General features: G+C 72.5%; 18 protein-coding genes and 1 riboswitch. Of the genes, 3 read left to right on the plus strand and 15 right to left on the minus strand.

Features of this window, described 5'->3' with window-relative positions; all coding sequences use genetic code 11:
- Positions 1–38: 38 nt before the first annotated feature.
- Complete coding sequence (truA, locus tag MTQ12_RS00555) at positions 39–887, minus strand: tRNA pseudouridine(38-40) synthase TruA (protein ID WP_247423095.1); 849 nt, start codon at positions 885–887, stop codon at positions 39–41.
- Positions 884–1528: a hypothetical protein gene (locus tag MTQ12_RS00560; protein ID WP_247423097.1), complete on the minus strand. Its 645-nt coding sequence runs from the start codon at positions 1526–1528 to the stop codon at positions 884–886. The genes truA and MTQ12_RS00560 overlap by 4 nt, the downstream gene beginning before the upstream one ends.
- A gap of 295 nt (positions 1529–1823) precedes the next feature.
- Here MTQ12_RS00560 and MTQ12_RS00565 point away from each other — a divergent pair, with 295 nt between their 5' ends.
- Entirely contained in the window at positions 1824–2999 is a 1176-nt protein-coding gene (locus tag MTQ12_RS00565; protein WP_247423099.1) for a glycosyltransferase family 1 protein, read from the plus strand.
- A gap of 280 nt (positions 3000–3279) precedes the next feature.
- Complete coding sequence (locus MTQ12_RS00570; RefSeq protein WP_247423102.1) at positions 3280–3996, plus strand: AAA family ATPase; 717 nt, start codon at positions 3280–3282, stop codon at positions 3994–3996.
- 207 nt (positions 3997–4203) lie between these two features.
- Here MTQ12_RS00570 and MTQ12_RS00575 read toward each other — a convergent pair whose 3' ends face one another.
- From MTQ12_RS00575 to thiM, 12 genes are all read right to left on the minus strand, one after another.
- Positions 4204–4836 (minus strand): energy-coupling factor transporter transmembrane protein EcfT, encoded by a 633-nt coding sequence (locus MTQ12_RS00575; protein ID WP_247423104.1) that lies wholly within the window; start codon positions 4834–4836, stop codon positions 4204–4206.
- Positions 4833–5570, minus strand: coding sequence for an ABC transporter ATP-binding protein (locus MTQ12_RS00580; RefSeq protein ID WP_348983825.1), 738 nt, complete (start codon positions 5568–5570; stop codon positions 4833–4835). The genes MTQ12_RS00575 and MTQ12_RS00580 overlap by 4 nt, the downstream gene beginning before the upstream one ends.
- The gene (locus MTQ12_RS00585) at positions 5567–6181 is read right to left on the minus strand and encodes a biotin transporter BioY (protein WP_247423106.1); all 615 of its coding nucleotides are present in this window, start codon (positions 6179–6181) and stop codon (positions 5567–5569) included. The genes MTQ12_RS00580 and MTQ12_RS00585 overlap by 4 nt, the downstream gene beginning before the upstream one ends.
- Before the next feature lie 162 nt (positions 6182–6343).
- Positions 6344–7987 carry a glutamine-hydrolyzing GMP synthase gene (guaA, locus tag MTQ12_RS00590; protein WP_247423108.1) on the minus strand — a complete coding sequence of 548 codons (1644 nt, stop codon included), beginning with the start codon at positions 7985–7987 and terminating at the stop codon, positions 6344–6346.
- A gap of 28 nt (positions 7988–8015) precedes the next feature.
- Positions 8016–8450 carry a DUF3817 domain-containing protein gene (locus MTQ12_RS00595; protein ID WP_247423110.1) on the minus strand — a complete coding sequence of 145 codons (435 nt, stop codon included), beginning with the start codon at positions 8448–8450 and terminating at the stop codon, positions 8016–8018.
- The gene (locus tag MTQ12_RS00600) at positions 8443–9396 is read right to left on the minus strand and encodes an SURF1 family protein (protein ID WP_247423112.1); all 954 of its coding nucleotides are present in this window, start codon (positions 9394–9396) and stop codon (positions 8443–8445) included. Before MTQ12_RS00600 ends, MTQ12_RS00595 begins: the two co-directional genes overlap by 8 nt.
- A 3-nt stretch (positions 9397–9399) precedes the next feature.
- Positions 9400–10533 (minus strand): GuaB3 family IMP dehydrogenase-related protein, encoded by a 1134-nt coding sequence (locus tag MTQ12_RS00605; protein WP_247423116.1) that lies wholly within the window; start codon positions 10531–10533, stop codon positions 9400–9402.
- Between the two features lie 45 nt (positions 10534–10578).
- Positions 10579–11073, minus strand: a complete 495-nt coding sequence (locus tag MTQ12_RS00610) for a hypothetical protein (RefSeq protein WP_247423118.1) — start codon at positions 11071–11073, stop codon at positions 10579–10581.
- Positions 11074–11199: 126 nt separating this feature from the next.
- Positions 11200–11919 carry a TenA family protein gene (locus MTQ12_RS00615; protein WP_247423120.1) on the minus strand — a complete coding sequence of 240 codons (720 nt, stop codon included), beginning with the start codon at positions 11917–11919 and terminating at the stop codon, positions 11200–11202.
- Positions 11920–12014: 95 nt separating this feature from the next.
- Entirely contained in the window at positions 12015–12878 is an 864-nt protein-coding gene (gene thiD, locus MTQ12_RS00620) for a bifunctional hydroxymethylpyrimidine kinase/phosphomethylpyrimidine kinase (protein WP_247423122.1), read from the minus strand.
- Positions 12878–13657, minus strand: coding sequence for a thiamine phosphate synthase (thiE, locus tag MTQ12_RS00625; RefSeq protein ID WP_247423124.1), 780 nt, complete (start codon positions 13655–13657; stop codon positions 12878–12880). Before thiE ends, thiD begins: the two co-directional genes overlap by 1 nt.
- On the minus strand, positions 13654–14544 hold the full coding sequence (gene thiM, locus MTQ12_RS00630) for a hydroxyethylthiazole kinase (protein ID WP_247423126.1): 891 nt from the start codon (positions 14542–14544) through the stop codon (positions 13654–13656). Before thiM ends, thiE begins: the two co-directional genes overlap by 4 nt.
- Positions 14532–14658: riboswitch (TPP riboswitch) on the minus strand. Its footprint overlaps the gene before it by 13 nt.
- A gap of 136 nt (positions 14659–14794) precedes the next feature.
- On the opposite strand from thiM, the gene MTQ12_RS00635 reads away from it, so the two are divergent.
- Positions 14795–15601 carry an acyl-CoA thioesterase domain-containing protein gene (locus tag MTQ12_RS00635; protein ID WP_247423128.1) on the plus strand — a complete coding sequence of 269 codons (807 nt, stop codon included), beginning with the start codon at positions 14795–14797 and terminating at the stop codon, positions 15599–15601.
- 152 nt (positions 15602–15753) lie between these two features.
- Here MTQ12_RS00635 and guaB read toward each other — a convergent pair whose 3' ends face one another.
- Positions 15754–17280: an IMP dehydrogenase gene (gene guaB / locus MTQ12_RS00640; protein ID WP_247423130.1), complete on the minus strand. Its 1527-nt coding sequence runs from the start codon at positions 17278–17280 to the stop codon at positions 15754–15756.
- Positions 17281–17514 lie beyond the last annotated feature (234 nt).

The following is a 17514-nucleotide window of genomic DNA, read 5'->3' on the forward strand; positions in this document are numbered from 1 at the left end:
CGCTGGACCGGCAGACGTGGGCCGGGCAGAACCGGCGGTCAGGTGCGACGCGCGCGGGTGCGTTCGGCCCGGGCGGCCCATTCCTCGGCCGGCGGGTAGCCGACCTCCTCGAGGACGAGGCCGTGCGGGGGCATGACGAACATCGGGCCGAGGTCGGTCTGCCCGGCATCGGCACGCGCGAGGAGCTCCGCCGGCCGGGTCTCCGGCCAGGACCCGGAGCCGACCTTGACGAGCCCTCCGACGAGCGCGCGCACCATGTGGTGGCAGAACGCGTCGGCGCGCAGGCCGATGACGATCACCCCGTCCGAGTCGCGCGCCAGGTCGAGGGCGAAGAGCGTGCGCACCGTCGTCGCGTCCGGGCGCGGCCGGCAGAACCGGAGGAAGTCGTGGAGGCCGAGCAGCTCCGCGGCCGCCCGGGCCATCGCGGCCTCGTCGAGAGTGCCGCGATGGGCGACGGTGGTGTCGAGTGCGAGCGGGTCGTGGAAGGAGCGGTCGTCGGCCAGCCGGTAGGTGTAGGCGCGCCAGGTCGCGGCGAACCGGGCATCGAAGTCGGCGGGCACCTCGGCCGCGGTGTGGACGACGACGTCGGGGCAGGCGAGGTGTCGCAGCGCGCCGCGCAGCCGGCTGGCGAGCGCGACCCCGGTGGGCCGGTCGGAGCGGCCCCGGAGGCGCACGAGCGCGGGGTCCGTGAGGTCGAGGTGGACGGTCTGGCGGCGGGCGTGGACCCCGGCATCGGTGCGCCCGGCGACGACGGTGCGGACGGGCTCCCCGCAGACGGTGGCGAGCGCAGCCTCGAGGCTGCCCTGCACCGTGCGCAGGCCCGGCTGGGTCGCCCAGCCGTGGAATCCGGTGCCGCGGTACCCGAGCTCGACCCGGAACCGGGTCACAGCTCCTCGCTGAGCCGACCGGGCCGGTAGTCCTCGTCGATCACCCGCAGCGCGTCCTCGGAGGAGTCGAGCGGGTCGAGGGTGAGGTCGGAGTAGCGGATGGGCTCGCAGGGGCGGAAGAAGCCGCGGAGCGGGGCGGACAGCGGGAGGGCGCGGCGTTCGTGAAAGCGGTCCACGTTGCGATTGTAGTAGCGGGCGGCGGCGGCGATCCTGCCCTCGATCGCGATGATCTGGCTGTAGAGGTAGCGCAGGGTCTCCGTCACGGACTCCTCCTGCGAACCCGGGGGCGGGACCGCGGCGCCGCGGAGCTCGCCGTGCACGGCTGCGGCCAGCCCGGCGGTGGCCTCGGTGAGGGCCTCCTCGGCGGCACCGATCCGGTCGCACTCGCCGGCGTCGAGGCTGCGGCGGGCGGTCGCGAACGCGGTGGTGAGCTCGTCGAGTGCGGGAACGTCCCCGAGGCGCGAGCGGGTCGCCTCGACGAAGGGCGGGATGAGGATGTGCCGGTCGGCGATGTCGGCGGTGAGCTGACGGCGCCCCTCGGCGCACAGGTCGGCCGCGAGGCTGAGCTGGTTGTACCGCAGCAGCAGCCGCACCAGCACCGAGCCCGCCGCCGCGAGACCCGCGACGGCGACCGTGATCATCACCCAATCCACTGCAGTGCTTCCTCATGGTCGTGCTCGACGGGTGCCGCACGGTCGTCACCCTGCGGACCCGGGCGGACCGGTCGTTCTGCTCCGCCGAGCGCCAGTTTACCCCCGGTTCACTCCCTGTCCTCCCGGACGTCGTTCGGGCAGCACGGGGAGGACATTCGGCCATCTGCGCAGCATGCGCCGGCCACCTGGAGGTCGGTTCGGCCCCAGGATGTCGTCTCGGATTGGTCGACGCGTCACCCGCGGGGGCGCTGCCGGTCACCGACGCCTGCGAGAGTCGGGGAGCGTGAGAGTCGCTATCGCCGCTGAATCGTTCCTGCCCCAGATGAACGGGGTCACGCACAGTCTGCTGCGCGTCCTCGACCACCTCGCCGAGCGCGGGGACGAGGTGCTCGTCATCTCCCCCGGGTCCCGCCATGACCGCCCCCGCTCCGTCGCCGGGGCCCGTGTGGTGCGGGTGCCGTCCTTCGCGATGCCGAAGTACCGCAAGGTCCGGGTGGCGCCGGGCGGAGTGCCCCGGATCCGCCGCCTGCTCGAGGACTTCGAACCCGATGTCGTGCACCTCGCCTCGCCGTTCGTCCTCGGCTGGCGGGCCGCGCTCGCCTGCCAGGACCTCGGGCTGCCGTCCGTCGCGGTCTACCAGACCGAGGTGCCCGCCTACGCCGCGCGCTACGGCATGCGCGGGATCGAGGCGATGCTGTGGAACCACGTCCGCAACATCCATCAGCACTCCTCGCTCACCCTCGCCCCGTCGACCTACACCGTCGCCCAGCTCGAGGACCACGGCGTCGACAACATCCGCCTGTGGGCGCGCGGGGTGGACTCCACCCGGTTCGACCCCACGCACCGGTGCGCGCAGTGGCGCGCCCGCATGGCGCCGGGCGGGGAGAAGATCGTCGGGTTCGTCGGCCGGCTCGCCGCGGAGAAGCAGGTCGAGGACCTCCGCGCGCTCGCCGACCTGCCCGGCATCCGGCTCGTCGTCGTCGGCGAGGGACCGCAGCGCCGCCGCCTCGAACAGCTCCTGCCCGCGGCGCACTTCACCGGGTTCCTCGGCGGGGACGCACTCGCCCAGGCCGTCGCCGGCTTCGACGTCATGGTGTCCCCCGGCGAGCTCGAGACCTTCTGCCAGACGATCCAGGAGGCGATGGCCTCGGCCGTGCCGGTCGTCGCGCCGGCCCGCGGCGGCCCGCTCGACCTCGTCGACTTCTCGCGCACCGGCTGGCTGTACGAGCCCGGCGACCTCGCCGCGATGCGCGACCACGTGCGCGACCTCACCGGCGACGAGTCGAAGCGGTTGGCGTTCGGAGCCACCGCGCGGGCGACGGTGCTCGGCCGGACGTGGAAGAGCGTGTGCTCCCAGCTCGTGGGCCACTACGCACATGCGATCGAGAACCCGGCGCCGCAGGTCATCGGCCGCTCGTACTCCGGTGCGCCCCGCTGGGCCCAGGAGCGCGTGGGCTGAGCCGGAGCATGGGCTGAGCCGGAGCATGGACTGAGCAGGCGCGTTGGTTGAGCAGGCGCGTGGGTTGAGCTCGAGCCGCCGCGGGCCGTCGAGTCGGAGCCGTGTCGAGCTGTCGCTCGTGCTCGATCTCCCCGTCGAACTGTCATTTGCGCTCGATCTGCGGCCCGGATCTCGAGCAGAAGTGGCAGGTCGACGGCCGTACGCAGGGTCTGCACGGCGGCCGGCGCCTCCGGTGCACGTTCGTGCAGCGTGCGTCCGTGCGGCGTGCGACAGTGGGGGCATGGAGGAGTTCAGCCGGCTGCCGGTCCGCCGCATCGAGGAGCACCGCCGCGCTCCGCTCGCGCGCACGGTGTGGCCGGCGACCCTCGCCCCGGTGCGGCAGCTCCTCGACGAGGGCCTCGACCTCGGGCCCGTGACCGTGCTCGTCGGCGACAACGGGGCCGGCAAGTCGACGCTCGTCGAGGCGATCGCCGGCGCCTTCGGGCTCAACCCCGAGGGCGGCACGCATACCGCCCGCCACGCCAGCCGCCCCACGGAGTCGCCCCTGGCCGAGCACCTCCAGCTCGTGCGCGGCGCCGGTGCCTCGAAGCGCGGGGTGTTCCTCCGCGCGGAGACCATGCACAGCCACTTCACGTACCTCGAGTCGCTCGGCGGCGGGGACGCGGGCCTCCACGAACAGAGCCACGGCGAGTCGTTCCTCGACTACATCACCAGCCGTGCGTCGGTCACCGGGCTGTGGCTCCTCGACGAGCCGGAGTCGGCGCTGTCGCTGCCCGGCTGCCTCGCCCTCATCGGCGTGCTGCGCGAGGCGGTCGCGGCGGGCTCCCAGGTGATCCTGTCGACGCACTCGCCGATCCTCGCTGCGCTCCCCGGGGCACGGCTCTACGAGGTCGGCGAGTGGGGGCTGCGCGCGAGCAGCTACGACGACCTGCGGCTCGTGCAGGACTGGCGGCTGTTCCTCGACAGCCCCGAGCGCTTCCTCCGCCACATCGGCTGAGCGTCGCATCGACCGAACCCATCGAGCTGTCACGTGTGCTCGGCCCATCCATCGAGCTGTCACTCGTGCTCGATCTGCGGCCCGGATCTCGAGCAGAAACGGCAGGTCGACGTGGCGATCGAGCAGAAACGGCAGGTCGATGAGCCTGCTGCGGACGAGGCTGCTGCGGATGAATGGGCTACGGCTGCGTCAGGTGCGTCTGGTGCGTCAGGGGCGTTCGGGGTCGGGGTCGCCGAGGCCGCGGGCATCGAGGGCACGACCGGTGTCGGTGGCGTACTTCACCGCGCCGAGCAGCACCGGCACCGTGCGGGCGCGCAGATTGCGCTCGAGGCCGCGGGCGCGCGCGGAGTCCCCGGTCACCGCGGTGAGGTCGGCGAGGTAGGCCAGGCTGCGGACCATGAGCGCGGCGGTGAGCGCCACCCGGTCGGGGTCGACGCCGAACGCCCGGAGCGGCCGGGCGAGCGCGGCGAACACCGCGAGCAGCCCGGTCACCGGGGTGGTGAGCATGAGGAGGCCCGCGGCGAGGACGCAGGCGAGGATCGTCGACACCACCCGCAGCGCCGTGACGGGGTCGGAGAACACGAGGTGGAACACGACGATGAACGCGATGATGAGCCACACCCGCCGCACCGGCGACACGAGTGCGCGCAGCGGGATCCGCGCGCTCGCCCCGAGCAGCAGCACGAGGCCGAGCGCGGCGAGGCTCGCCCACGGGCTGCGTGCGAGCAGCACGACGAGGCTGAGCGCGGCGAGGCCGGCGAACTTCGCCCCGGCCGGGGTCCGGTGCAGCCACCCGTCGCCGGGCTGGTACCGGCCGAGGAACTGCTGCCGGCGCTTCACGGCCTGACCTCGCGGTCTCCCGCGGCCTGCCGGCGGTACTCGGCGATGACCTCGGCGGGCGGCCCCTCGGCGGAGACCCGGCCGTCGGCGATGAGCACGGTGTGCGCGGCGTCGGCGGCGACCTCGAGGTCGTGGGTGGAGACGACGAGCCGCATCCCGCGCCGGGCGACGAGCCCGTCCAAGGTGTCGCGGAGGAGTTCGCGGTTGCGGAGGTCGAGGAGGGTGGTCGGTTCGTCGAGCACGAGGATCCGCGGGTCGACGGCGAGCACGGAGGCGAGTGCGACGAGCTGGCGCTGCCCGCCGGAGAGCTCGTAGACGCTGCGCTCGGCGAGGTCGGCGACGCCGAGCTCGGCGAGCACGGCCAGCGCCCGCTCCCGTCGCGGGCCCGGCCGGCGGACGCTGCGGCGCAGGGAGAGCTCGACGTCCTCGATGACGGTGGGCATGACGAGCTGGGCGGCGGGGTCGGTGAACACGAAGCCCACGCGGCGGCGCACCTCGGGCCCGTGGGTCACCGGGTCGAGGCCGTCGACGCGCACCCGGCCGGTGTCCGGCAGGACGAGGCCGTTGAGGAGCTGGAGCAGCGTCGACTTGCCGGAGCCGTTCGCCCCGATGATGCTCACCACCGGCGCGTCGAGGCGCAGGGTGATGTCGTGGAGGATCTGCCGGTGGACCGGCGTGCGGGAGTCGGCGCCCGTGTCCCGGATGCCGACCCCCACTGCGTCGAGTGCGATCACCGGCGTCCGAGGAGCTGCGGGAAGGCGCGGTGGACGGTGGCCGCGAGAGCTCCGGCGACGAGGTTCTTCACCACGTCCCCGGGCCAGAACGGCATGTCGAAGACGAGCGCCTCCGGCAGTCCGACGCCGAGGTTGACCGACATCCCGAGGATGCCGAGCGGGTGGACGACGAGGAAGCTCACGAGGAGCGCGCCGAGGCTGAGGACGAGCCAGAGTTTGGGGCCGCGCAGCCGGGCGAGGGCGAACTTCGCGACGAGCCCGCAGCCGAGGGCGAAGAACGGGAAGGCGACGATGTAGCCGGCCGACGGGCCGGCGAGCACGCCGAGGCCGCCGGAGAACCCGGAGAAGATCGGCAGCCCGACGAGGCCGAGCACGACGTAGAGCGCGGCTGCCGCGAATCCGCGCAGCGGGCCCAGGCACAGGCCGCACAGGGCGAGCGCCAGGGTCTGCAGGGTGATCGGCACGCCCGCGCCGCCGACCGGGATCGGGGGCAGGGCGGCGAATACGGCGACGAGCGCGGCGAACACCGCGACGAGAGCGAGATCGGCGGCGCGCCAGCCGCGCTGGGCGGTGCCGGAGCTCGGGGCGGGTGCGGTGGTGGTGTCGGGCATGGGGGTTCTCCTGTTCGGACGCTGGTCTCGGAACAGCGTACCTGAACAGTGTTCAGGAGAGTATTCCGGCCACTCCCGGCCCTTCCACCGGCCGACCGGGGCTCCCGCTCGGCCCCGGAGGTTCTGAGCCTCGGCCGCCGGTCGGAGCTCAGCGGAGTCCGCTCACTCCCACTCGATGGTGCCCGGGGGCTTCGAGGTGACGTCGAGGACGACGCGGTTGATCTCGTCGACCTCGTTGGTGATCCGGTTCGAGATCCGGGCGAGCGTGTCGTAGGGCACGCGTGTCCAGTCCGCGGTCATCGCGTCCTCGCTCGACACCGGGCGCAGCACCACGGGATGGCCGTAGGTGCGGCCGTCGCCCTGCACGCCCACGGAGCGGACGTCGGCGAGGAGCACGACAGGGCACTGCCAGATCTCCGCGTCGAGACCGGCGGCGGTGAGTTCCGCGCGGGCGATCGCGTCGGCGCGGCGGAGGATGTCGAGGCGCTCCTCGGTGACCTCGCCGATGATCCGGATCGCCAGGCCGGGACCCGGGAAGGGCTGGCGCGAGACGATGACCTCGGGCAGGCCGAGCTCGCGGCCGATCGCGCGCACCTCGTCCTTGAACAGCGCACGCAGCGGTTCGACGAGAGCGAAGGTGAGGTCGTCGGGCAGGCCGCCGACGTTGTGGTGGCTCTTGATGTTCGCCGTGCCCGAGCCCCCGCCGGATTCGACGACATCGGGGTACAGGGTGCCCTGGACGAGGAACTCGATGGCCTCCCCCGCGCCCTCGGCGGCCTCGGCGACGAGGTCCGCGGCCGCGCCCTCGAAGGCACGGATGAACTCCCGGCCGATGATCTTGCGCTTCTCCTCCGGGTCGCTCACCCCGGCGAGCGCACCGAGGAAGGTGTCGACGGCGTCGACGGTGACGAGCCGCACGCCGGTGGACTGCACGTAGTCCTCCTCGACCTGCTTGCGCTCGTCCTGGCGCAGCAGCCCGTGGTCGACGAACACGCAGGTGAGCTGGTCGCCCACGGCCTCGTGCACGAGCGCGGCGGCGACCGCGGAGTCGACCCCGCCGGACAGTCCGCAGATCACCTGCTTGTCGCCCACCTGCTCCCGGATCCGGGCGACCTGCTCGGCGATGACGCTCTCTGAGGTCCAGTCGGTGCTGAGCCCGGCGATGTCGCGGAGGAAGGTCTCGAGCACCTGCTGACCGTGCTCGCTGTGGAGCACCTCGGGGTGCCACTGGACGCCTGCGCACCGGCGCGCCCGGTCCTCGAAGGCCGCGATCTCGGTGCCCGGCGTGGTGGCGAGCACTGTGAATCCCTCCGGCGCGCGGGACACGGAGTCGCCGTGGGACATCCACACGGTCTGCTCCCCCGGCTGCCCGGCGAGCAGCGCACCGGGCTGGGTCACGGTCAGCGGGGTGGAGCCGTACTCGCGCTTGTCGGTGCGCGCGACCGCACCGCCGAGCGAGGTCGCCATGATCTGGAAGCCGTAGCAGATGCCGAAGATCGGCACGCCGAGGTCGAACACGCCGAGGTCGAGCGCCGGGGCACCCGGCTCGTTGACCGAGGAGGGCCCGCCGGACAGCACGATGGCCAGCGGCTTGCGCGCGGCGAACTCCGCCGCGCTCGCCGAGTGCGGGATGACCTCGGAATAGAGGCCGGCCTCGCGGATGCGGCGGGCGATGAGCTGGGCGTACTGAGCGCCGAAGTCGACGACGAGGACGGGCGGCACCGCGGTGACGGCCGGCGTGCCCGCCGCACCGGGAGAGGTGGTCTCCGACGCGGGCGCAGGTGTGCTCTGAGGAGTGGAGGTCATGGGGGTCATCCTATCCGTGGCAGGGAGGTCAGAATTCGCCGCGGGGAGCGACGACGACGGCGTCGTCGAGCTCCTGCTCGGCCTGCCGGTGGACCCGGCGCTCGACGATGAAGGACATCACCGGCACCACCCCGGCGAGCGCGAGCACGAGGAGCCGACCGAGGGTCCAGCGCATCTGCTGGTTGAGCCAGAAGCAGGAGATGAGGTAGACGACGTAGCACCAGCCGTGGCTGATCGCGATCGCCGCGGCGAGGTTGAAGCCGCCGAACATCAGCGCGGTCTCCGGGTCCGCGGCGATGAGGTACTTGTAGATCATCTCCACGGTGAGGACGAGGAGCAGCGTGCCGGTGATGAATGCCATCACGCGGTAGAACCGCAGCGCGCTGCGCGCCGAGGTGAAGCGCTTGACGGTCCAGACGGCGTCCTCGTCGAAGTCCGGGCGGGCGTCTTGCGGGTCAGTCACCACGGGTCGTGTCCTTCGGATTCGGGTGCGGTGCGGTGGGAGTACCGCGGCCGGAATGGGTGGGGCCGGGTGCGGCAGGCCCCGAAGCGGCGGCGGTGCGTTCGGGGCGGAGCTCGGATTCGCCCGCGGCCTTGACGACGACGTACTCCACCGGCCCGGCCTCGGCGGCGCGGGCGCGCTGGGTGACGTAGGCGTCGCGGAGCAGCCGCCACCAGATGTAGAGGGCGAAGGCGGCGAACACGAGCCATTCGACGGCATAGGCGGCGCTCTGCAGGTCGAGGCCGCCGTCCTCCTGCTTCTCCAGGGTCACGAGGTCGAGGCCACCGGTGGCGGCGGAGGCACCGGGGCCGGTGTCCTGTTCGGGGAACACGATGCCGGAGTAGGAGTAGACATCGAAGGCGTTGACGAGCTGCGAGGTGGAGACGGTGCGCACCTGGCCGGCGGGCAGGTCCCGGGTGTCCTGCGGGGCGTCGACGGGACCGATCCGGCCGACGATCGTCGTCTCCCCGGAGCTCGCCCGGGACTCCATGGCGGTCTGCTCGTCCGCGGTCCAGCCGCGGAGCACGGGGACGGCGATGTCCTTGTCCGGCTCGCCTTCGACGACTGCCTCCTCACCGAGCCGGGCGCCGTCGGGGACGAACATCGTGACGACCCAGAAGCCGTCGGCGCCGTCGAGCAGCCGGTCCGGGACGACGACCTGGGCCTCGGGCAGATAGTGCCCGCTCAGCTCCACCCGCTGGTCGAGCCGGAAGGACGGCAGCGGCACTTGGGCGGCCATGACGGAGTTGAAGTCCTTGACCTCGTCGACGTCCTGCGCGGAGAGGACCTCGTTCTTGTGCTGCGCGCGGTTGACCTGCCAGGCGGACAGGCCGACGAAGGCCGTGACGAGCACGAGCACCAGGGCGAGGAACCCCAGCCAGCGCGGGGTCAGGGCCAGACGCAGCACCGGTCACATCTCCGATTGCGGCTGGTACGGGGAGACGACGACGTCGACCCGCTGGAACTCCTTGAGATCGAGGTAGCCGGTGGTCGCCATCGCCCGACGCAGGGCGCCGGCGAGGTTGACCTCGCCGTTCGCGGTGGTGCCGGGGCCGAACAGGAGCTGTTCGAGCGGGGCGACGCTGCCGACCTCGACGCGGTGGCCGCGCGGCAGCTGGGAGTGGTGCGCCTCCGCACCCCAGTGGAATCCGCCGCCCGGCGCCTCCGCGGCGCGGGCGAGCGCGGTGCCGAGCATGACGGCGTCGGCACCCATCGCGAAGGCCTTGACGATGTCTCCCGAGGTGTCCAGGCCGCCGTCGGCGATGACGTGGACGTAGCGGCCGCCGGACTCGTCCATGTAGTCGCGGCGGGCGGCGTGGACGTCCGCGATCGCCGAGGCCATGGGGGCGTGGATGCCGAGCGTGCGGCGCGTGGTGGCCGCGGCTCCCCCGCCGAACCCGACGAGCACGCCGGCCGCGCCGGTGCGCATGAGGTGGAGGGAGGCGGTGTAGGTCGCGGCCCCGCCGACGATCACGGGGACGTCGAGCTCATAGATGAAGCGCTTGAGGTCGAGCGGCTCGGTGTTCGTCGACACGTGCTCGGCGGACACCGTGGTGCCGCGGATGACGAAGAGGTCCACCCCGGCGTCGACGACGGTGCGCCAGAACTCCTGCGTGCGCTGCGGGGTCAGGGCGCCGGCGACGGTGACCCCGGCCTCGCGGATCTCCGCGAGGCGGGCGGTGATGAGCTCCGCGCGGATCGGGGCGGAGTAGATCTCCTGCATGCGCGCGGTGGCGCGGTCCGCCGGGAGCGCGGCGATCTCGTCGAGGTGGGGCTGCGGGTCCTCGTAGCGGGTCCACAGGCCCTCGAGGTCGAGCACGCCGAGCCCGCCGAGCCGCCCGAGGGCGATCGCGGTGGCCGGCGAGGCGACCGAGTCCATGGGGGCGCTGATGAAGGGGAGGTCGAAGCGGTAGGCGTCGATCTGCCACTCGAGGGAGACGTCCCTGGGGTCGCGCGTGCGCCGTGCCGGGACGACGGCGATGTCGTCGAGTGAGAAGGCCATGCGGCCCCGTTTGCCTCTGCCGATCTCGATTTCGTTGCTCACCCTTCCAGGGTATCCCAGGGCCCGGACACGGCTTCCAGCGCCTGCTCAGGTCGAGGCCGACCGGCCCCGCGGGGTCCGGCCGGCGGCCTTCCCCGGGTGGGCGAGCAGGCGAATGATCGCGCCGATCGCGAGCGCGACCGCGGCGAGCCCGATGAGCGCGAGGCCCCAGCTCGGCTCGGGGACCTCCATGCCGCCGATCGGCAGGCCGCGCTCCTCGTCGAATCCGTCCCACATGATGACGAACTGGTCCGCCGCCGACACCGTGGAGATCGCGCCGAAGATGAGCATCAGGCTCGCGATCCCCGCGAGCCACCCCCAGGCTCGGGAGCGCAGGCCGAACCACGCGAGGACGGCGCAGGCCACGGTGAGGAGGAACCCGGGGATGAGGAGGAGACCGCCGGACGAGGCGACGGCCGCCTCGGCGAGGCCGAAGTCGCTGCCGGCGAAGTCGCGGTTCGGGTAGCGGAGCACCGGGAGCGGGACCGCGGCGAGCTGGATGAGCAGTGCGGCGGTGGCGGTGATGCGGGCGGTCCAGATCATGGTTCCACCCTGTAGCACCCCGGGGTTGCACACGTGACCGCGCTGTCACCGTTCGGGAACACGGAGGCGTGCGCGGCTGCCGAGTGGCGGCGGGGCCCCTTGGCGACCGCGGGATCGCTGCACCCCTCAGCAGCGGGGCGCATCCCAGCTCTCGCGGACGTGGGCGGCGGCCCAGAAGTGCCATTCGTACACGGTCGCCTGGCGGAACGCGGCGGCCATCGCAGCGCGCACCTCGGGACCGGCGGACCGGGCCAGGTCTTCGTAGATCGCGACGGCCCGGTCGACGGAGGAGTCGAACTCCGGGGAGTCGTAGGTCTCGATCCACTCCCGGTAGGGGTGCTCGCCCATCCCCTCCCCGACGCGCGCAGTGAGGACCTTGCCCATGTGGGCGTAGACCCAGAAGCACGGGAGCACGGCCGCGACCCCGACCTCGTAGGGGGCGGTCGCGGCCTGTGCGATGAGGTAGGAGGTGTAGCCCAGGGTGGTCGGCGAGGCGGTGGGCACGCCGGTGCCGTCGGTGAGCGCGGTGACGTGCGGGCCCAGGCGGTCTGCGCCGAGCAGCTGGGCGTGCATGAGCTGCTCCTCATGGACGGCGAGCCCGGCGGCCTCGGCCCAGAAGCGGGTCTGCTCCTGGGTGGCGGCCCTCGAGGCGAGGATCGTCATCGCCTTCGCGTAGCCGGCGAGGTAGATCTCGTCCTGGAGGATGTAGTGGGTGAACACCCGGGCGTCGAGCGTGCCGGCGGCGAGCTCGGCGAGGAACGGCAGGTCCTCGATCGCGCGCAGGGTGTCGGCTGCGGAGTCCCAGACCTCCTGCGAGTGCGGGCCGGAGTGGTAGGTGCGGGTCATCGGTGCGTCTCCTGATGGTGTGCGGCATCACCGGCGGCGGTGCCGGTGGCGGGCGTCGGCTGTGAGTGATGTCGGGGTGTCGGGGTGGGAGTGGATCAGGTGCGGAGGTCGACGAGGTGGTCGACGGGGCCGTGAGAGCCCTCCGGGTCGTGGGCGAGGTCCCATTCCGCGCCCGAGGCGATCGCCCGGCCCAGGTAGTCGAGCGCCGGCCCGACGGCGTCGGCCATGTGGTCCGCCGCCGGTGCGGCGGAGTCACCGTGGTGGGCGTGCGCGAGGCCGGCGGCGATGGCGGCCGACAGCGTGCAGCCGGTGCCGTGGGTGTGGGGCGTGTCGAGCCGCGGGTGGGTGTATTCGGTGAGCTCGGGGCCCGTGTCCGTGCCGACTGCGAGGATGTCGACGAGCTCACCGGATGGCAGGTGCCCGCCCTTGAGGAGCACGGCGCGGGCCCCGCGGTCCAGCAGCTCGCGGGCCTGGGCGCGCATCTGCTCCGGTGTCCCGGCTTCGGGCACGTCGTCGCCGAGCAGGAGCGCGGCCTCGGGCAGATTGGGGGTGATGAGGTCGGCCAGCGGCAGCAGCAGGGTGCGCACGGCGTCGACGGCGTCCGCATCGAGGAGCCGGTGGCCGGACTTGGCGACCATGACGGGGTCGACGACGAGGCGGCCGGGCCGGCGGGTGCGGAGCTCTTCGCTGATGAGTTCGACGAGGCCGCGGGTGCCGAGCATGCCGGTCTTCGCGGCGTCGACGGGCATGTCGTCGAACACCGAGGCGATCTGGTCGGCGACGAAGTCCTCGTCGATGCCGTACACGCGGCTCACCCCGTGGGTGTTCTGCGCGACGAGCGCGGTGACGACGGAGGTGCCGTAGGCGCCGCGCGCGGTGAAGGTCTTGAGGTCGGCCTGGATGCCGGCGCCGCCGGAGGGGTCCGTGCCGGCGATGGTGAGTGCGACGGGCGGGCGCATCAGGCCTCCTGCCCGGAATCGGCGGGCCGGCCGGGAACGGCGGAACGGGCGGGGGTGCCCGCCCCGGTGTCTCCCGCGGTCCGTCCCTGTGCGAACGCGGCGCGGATCTCCCGGGCCGCGGCGCGCGGATCCGGTGCGGCGCAGATCGCGGAGACGACGCACACGCCGATCACCCCGGTGTCGGTGAGCTCGCGGGTGCGCTCGGCGGTGATCCCGCCGATCGCCACGCACGGCAGACCGGCCTCGGCGACGAGAGTGCGCAGGCGTGCGGGTCCGATCCCGGCCGGGGCGTCGGCCTTCGTGCTCGTGTCGTACACCGGGCCGACGCCGAGGAGGTCGACGGCCCCGGATTCCCGGGCCGCGGCGAACTGCTCGGGCGTCGCGGCCGAGAGCCCGATGAGCGCGTCGGGCCCGAGTGCCGCGCGCACCTCGGCGGGCGGCTCGTCGGACTGGCCGACGTGGACGTGGACCTCGTGGCCGGCGGCACGCAGCACGCGGGCGACGGCGACCCGGTCGTTGACGAACACCGGGATCGGGCGGGTGATCGACTCGGCCTCGCGCACCTCGGCGATCGCGGCGAGGACCTCGAGGGTGAGCTCGTGGAACTCCGCGTCGCTCGCGTGCTTGTCGCGGATCTGGATGATGCCCGCTCCCCCGGCGACGGCCTCGGCGACGGTCGCCGCGACGGTCCGCCCGGCGTCCGTGCACTGCCGGGTGTCGGTGACGAGGTAGAGGAACGGGTCCGTGCCGGCGGGCAGGTGCGGGGCCCGCGCGCTCATGCGGGGACCTCGACTGCGGCGGCGGTGATCTCGACGGCGGCGAGCTCGGCGTCGGTGACGGAGTAGAGCGCGTCGAGGAAGGCGACGGCGAAGCTGCCCGGTGCCTGCGCGACCTGCCCGGCCTTGAGCCCGGCGGCGGCGAAGTGGGCGTGCGCGGCGACGACCGCCTCGAGCCCGGTGGGGCCGGTGATCGGCAGGCCGGCGGCCTTCGCGGCGGCGAGGTAGGCGGCGGTGACGGCGCCGAGCGAGCAGCCGGTGCCGATGACGAGCGGCATGAGCCCGTGCCCCCCGTGGACGCGGACCACTGTCGCGGTGCCTGCATCGTCGCCCGGTGCGGCGCCGGGTTCGGCGAGGACGATCGCGTCGACCTCGCCGGAGATCGCGACGACGCCTCCGGTGGTGGCCGACAGCGCCGAGGCGGCGGTGATGACGTCGTCGACGGCGTCGGTGGCGTCGACCCCGCGGCCACCCAGGCCCATCCCCGCGAGTGCGGCGACCTCGGAGGCATTGCCGCGCACGGCGGTGGGGTGCTGGGCGGCGGCGGCGCGGATGCGACTCGTGCGGTACTCGACGCCGCCCACGCTCACCGGGTCGAGGACCCAGGGGGTGCCGGCGGCGTTCGCGACCTCGATCGAGGCGTCGGCGGCGAGGAACTGGTGGGAGGAGGCGGTGCCGAAGTTGATGTTGATGCCCGACGCGATCGAGGCGAACTGGCCGGAGTCGGCCTCGTGGTCGAGCATCGCCGGAGAGGCGCCGATCGCCAGCAGCACGTTCGCCGTGAACTGCTGCACGACGGTATTGGTGATGCACTGGATGAGCGGCGTGGTGGTGCGCACGCGCGCCCGTGCGGCGACGATGTCGAGGGCATTCGAATGAGGCGTCTGCATGACGATCCCTTCGCTAGAGTTATCCAGATCAGGTTCGATGGGTGTGATCTCAGCCGATTCCCCACGGTCCGGCTCGGGCCGGTCCGCAGGTGCTCAGCACCCCATGTCACTGACGCTCACCCTAGCAAGTTCCGGCACCTCTCGCTGGCCGGGCGGCCGGGCCGGTTAGGATCGCATCCAGGCGCACCCGTCTCACTGGTTAAGCACAACCAGAATCGGGCCAGCCGCCCGAACCGAGAAAGAGGAACCGATGAGCGACGTCCTGTTCAGCAATGCCGAGCCCCTCGAGGGGTCCTTCACCGCGATGATGGAGCTCGAGGAGATCGACACGAACATCTACCGCGCCGGATACGTCTTCGAGGAGCCCTACGCGCTCTACGGCGGCCAGGTCGCCGCGCAGTCGCTGCTCGCCGCTGCACTCACCGTCGAGGACGGCCGCCCGCCGCACTCCCTCCACGGCTACTTCCTGCGGCCCGGCAACGCCGCCCAGCCCACGGTGTTCCAAGTGTTCCGAGACCGCGACGGCCGCTCCTACTCCGCCCGCCGCGTCATCGCGCTCCAGGGCGGCAAGGTCATCTTCAACATGTCGGCCTCGTTCACCAGCGGCACCGACAGCCCCGACCTCCAGGGCACGACCGCCGCCCAGGGCACGGAGATCCGGATGGGCGAGCCCACCCCGATCCCCCGCATGTTCTCCTTCGAGGGCCGCAGCACCGACCAGGCCTTCGAGGTCACCGACTACCCGGTGCGGTTCTGGGGCCGGTGCACCGAGGACCTCGGCGACCCCCCGCTCATGCACTACTGCGCTCTGGCCTACCTGTCGGACATCTCGAGCGGGCTCGGCGCCTTCAACACCGACGAGTACAAGTCGGGCTCGAGCCTCGACCACTCCCTGTGGTTCCACCGACCGGTGAACATGAACGAGTGGGTGCTCACCGACTTCGCGCCGCGCTCCGCCGCCCGCGGCCGCGGCCTCTACACCGGCGACATGACCACCGCCGACGGCACCCTCGTCGCCTCGGTCGCGCAGGAGGCGCTGTTCCGCAAGGTCCGGTGAGCACTCTCCGATGAGCACAGCCCGGTGAGCGCCGTCCTGCCTGCGGCACGGCCGACCCCACCGCACCCCTGGGCGCACGAAAGCGGCCCCTGCACGCGCGTGCAGGGGCCGCTTCCATTCATGTTCCGGTGGACCTCGGCCCACGGCGCGCGTCAGCGCACGGTGTAGTTCGGAGCCTCTACCGTCATCTGGATGTCGTGCGGGTGGCTCTCCTTGAGACCGGCGGAGGTCAGGCGGACGAACCGGCCGTTCGAGCGGAGATCGTCGATGGTCCGCGCGCCGACGTAGAACATCGTCTGCCGCAGGCCGCCGGTGAGCTGGTAGGCGACGTTCTTGAGTTCGCCGCGGTAGGCGACCCGACCCTCGACGCCCTCGGGGATGAGGTCGGTGTCGGTGGCGACGTCGGCCTGGAAGTAGCGGTCCTTCGAGTACGACTTGCCCTTGCGCGGGGCCATCGCACCGAGCGATCCCATGCCGCGGTAGGCCTTGTACTGCTTGCCGTTGACGAGTACGAGCTCGCCGGGGCTCTCGTTGCAGCCGGCGAGCAGGGAGCCGAGCATGACGGATTCGGCGCCGGCGACGAGCGCCTTGCCGATGTCGCCGGAGTACTGGAGGCCGCCGTCGCCGATCACCGGGACGTTCGCCTCGGCTGCGGCCTGGTAGGCGAGGTGGATCGCGGTCACCTGGGGCACGCCGACGCCGGCGACCACGCGGGTGGTGCAGATCGAGCCGGGGCCCACCCCGACCTTGATCGCGTCCGCGCCGGCGTCGATGAGCGCCTGGGCGCCCTCGCGGGTGGCGACGTTGCCGCCGATCACCTGGACCGCGGAGAACGCCGGGTCGGACTTGAGGGTGCGGATCATCTCGGTCACGCCGCGCGCGTGGCCGTTGGCGGTGTCGACGACGAGCACGTCGACGCCGGCCTCGGCCAGCAGGCCTGCCCGGTCGAGCGCATCGCCGTAGAAGCCGACGGCCGCGCCCACGCGCAGGCGGCCCTCGTCGTCCTTGGTGGCGAGCGGGTATTCCTCGCTCTTGACGAAGTCCTTGACGGTGATGAGGCCGCGGATGACGTTGTTCTCGTCGACGAGCGGGAGCTTCTCGACCTTGTGCTCGGCGAGGATCTCGAGCGCGCGCTCGGGCTGCACGCCCACGGGCGCGGTGATGAGCGGCATCTTCGTCATCGTCTCGCCGACCGTGGTGGTGGCGTAGTCGCGGCGCGGCACGAAGCGCAGGTCGCGGTTGGTGACGATGCCGAGCAGCACGTCGTTCTCGTCGACGACGGGCAGCCCGGAGATCCGGTACTGGCCGCAGATCTCGTCGAGCTCGGCGAGCGTGCGGTCGGCGGTGATGGTGAGCGGGTCGGTGATCATGCCCGACTCGCTGCGCTTGACGTAGTCGACCTGGTCGGCCTGGTCCTCTTTGCTGAGGTTGCGGTGGATGATGCCGATGCCGCCGATGCGCGCCATCGCGATCGCCATGCGGGATTCGGTCACGGTGTCCATCGCCGCGGACACGAGCGGGATGTTGATGTCGATCTCGCGGGTGAGACGGGTGCGGGTCGAGGCCTCGGAGGGGATGACGTCGGTGTCTCCGGGCAGCAGCAGCACGTCGTCGTATGTGAGTCCGGTCAGGGAGAACGGGTCTCCGGCCGCCCTGAAGTGTTCTTCCACATCACCCATGAATGACCTCTTCCACGCGCTCGACTTCGGTATCGGCCATCCTATGCCGTCCCTCCGATTCCGGGAACAGCACGAGGCGCCCGCCCGCTGTGATGCTGGGCACCCGCACGCGTCACGGCGGGAACGCGCCCCGGCCGCGCGGACCGCTCCCGAGGCGCACGCCGGGACCCAGCGGCGGCCCTCTTCGCGCCGTCGCAGCGTCCGGGAATCAACCTTCCGGTTGATGTGCCGGCC

Origin of the sequence: Brevibacterium sp. R8603A2 (assembly GCF_023072605.1) — a bacterium.
Classification (GTDB): Bacteria; Actinomycetota; Actinomycetes; order Actinomycetales; family Brevibacteriaceae; genus Brevibacterium; species Brevibacterium pityocampae.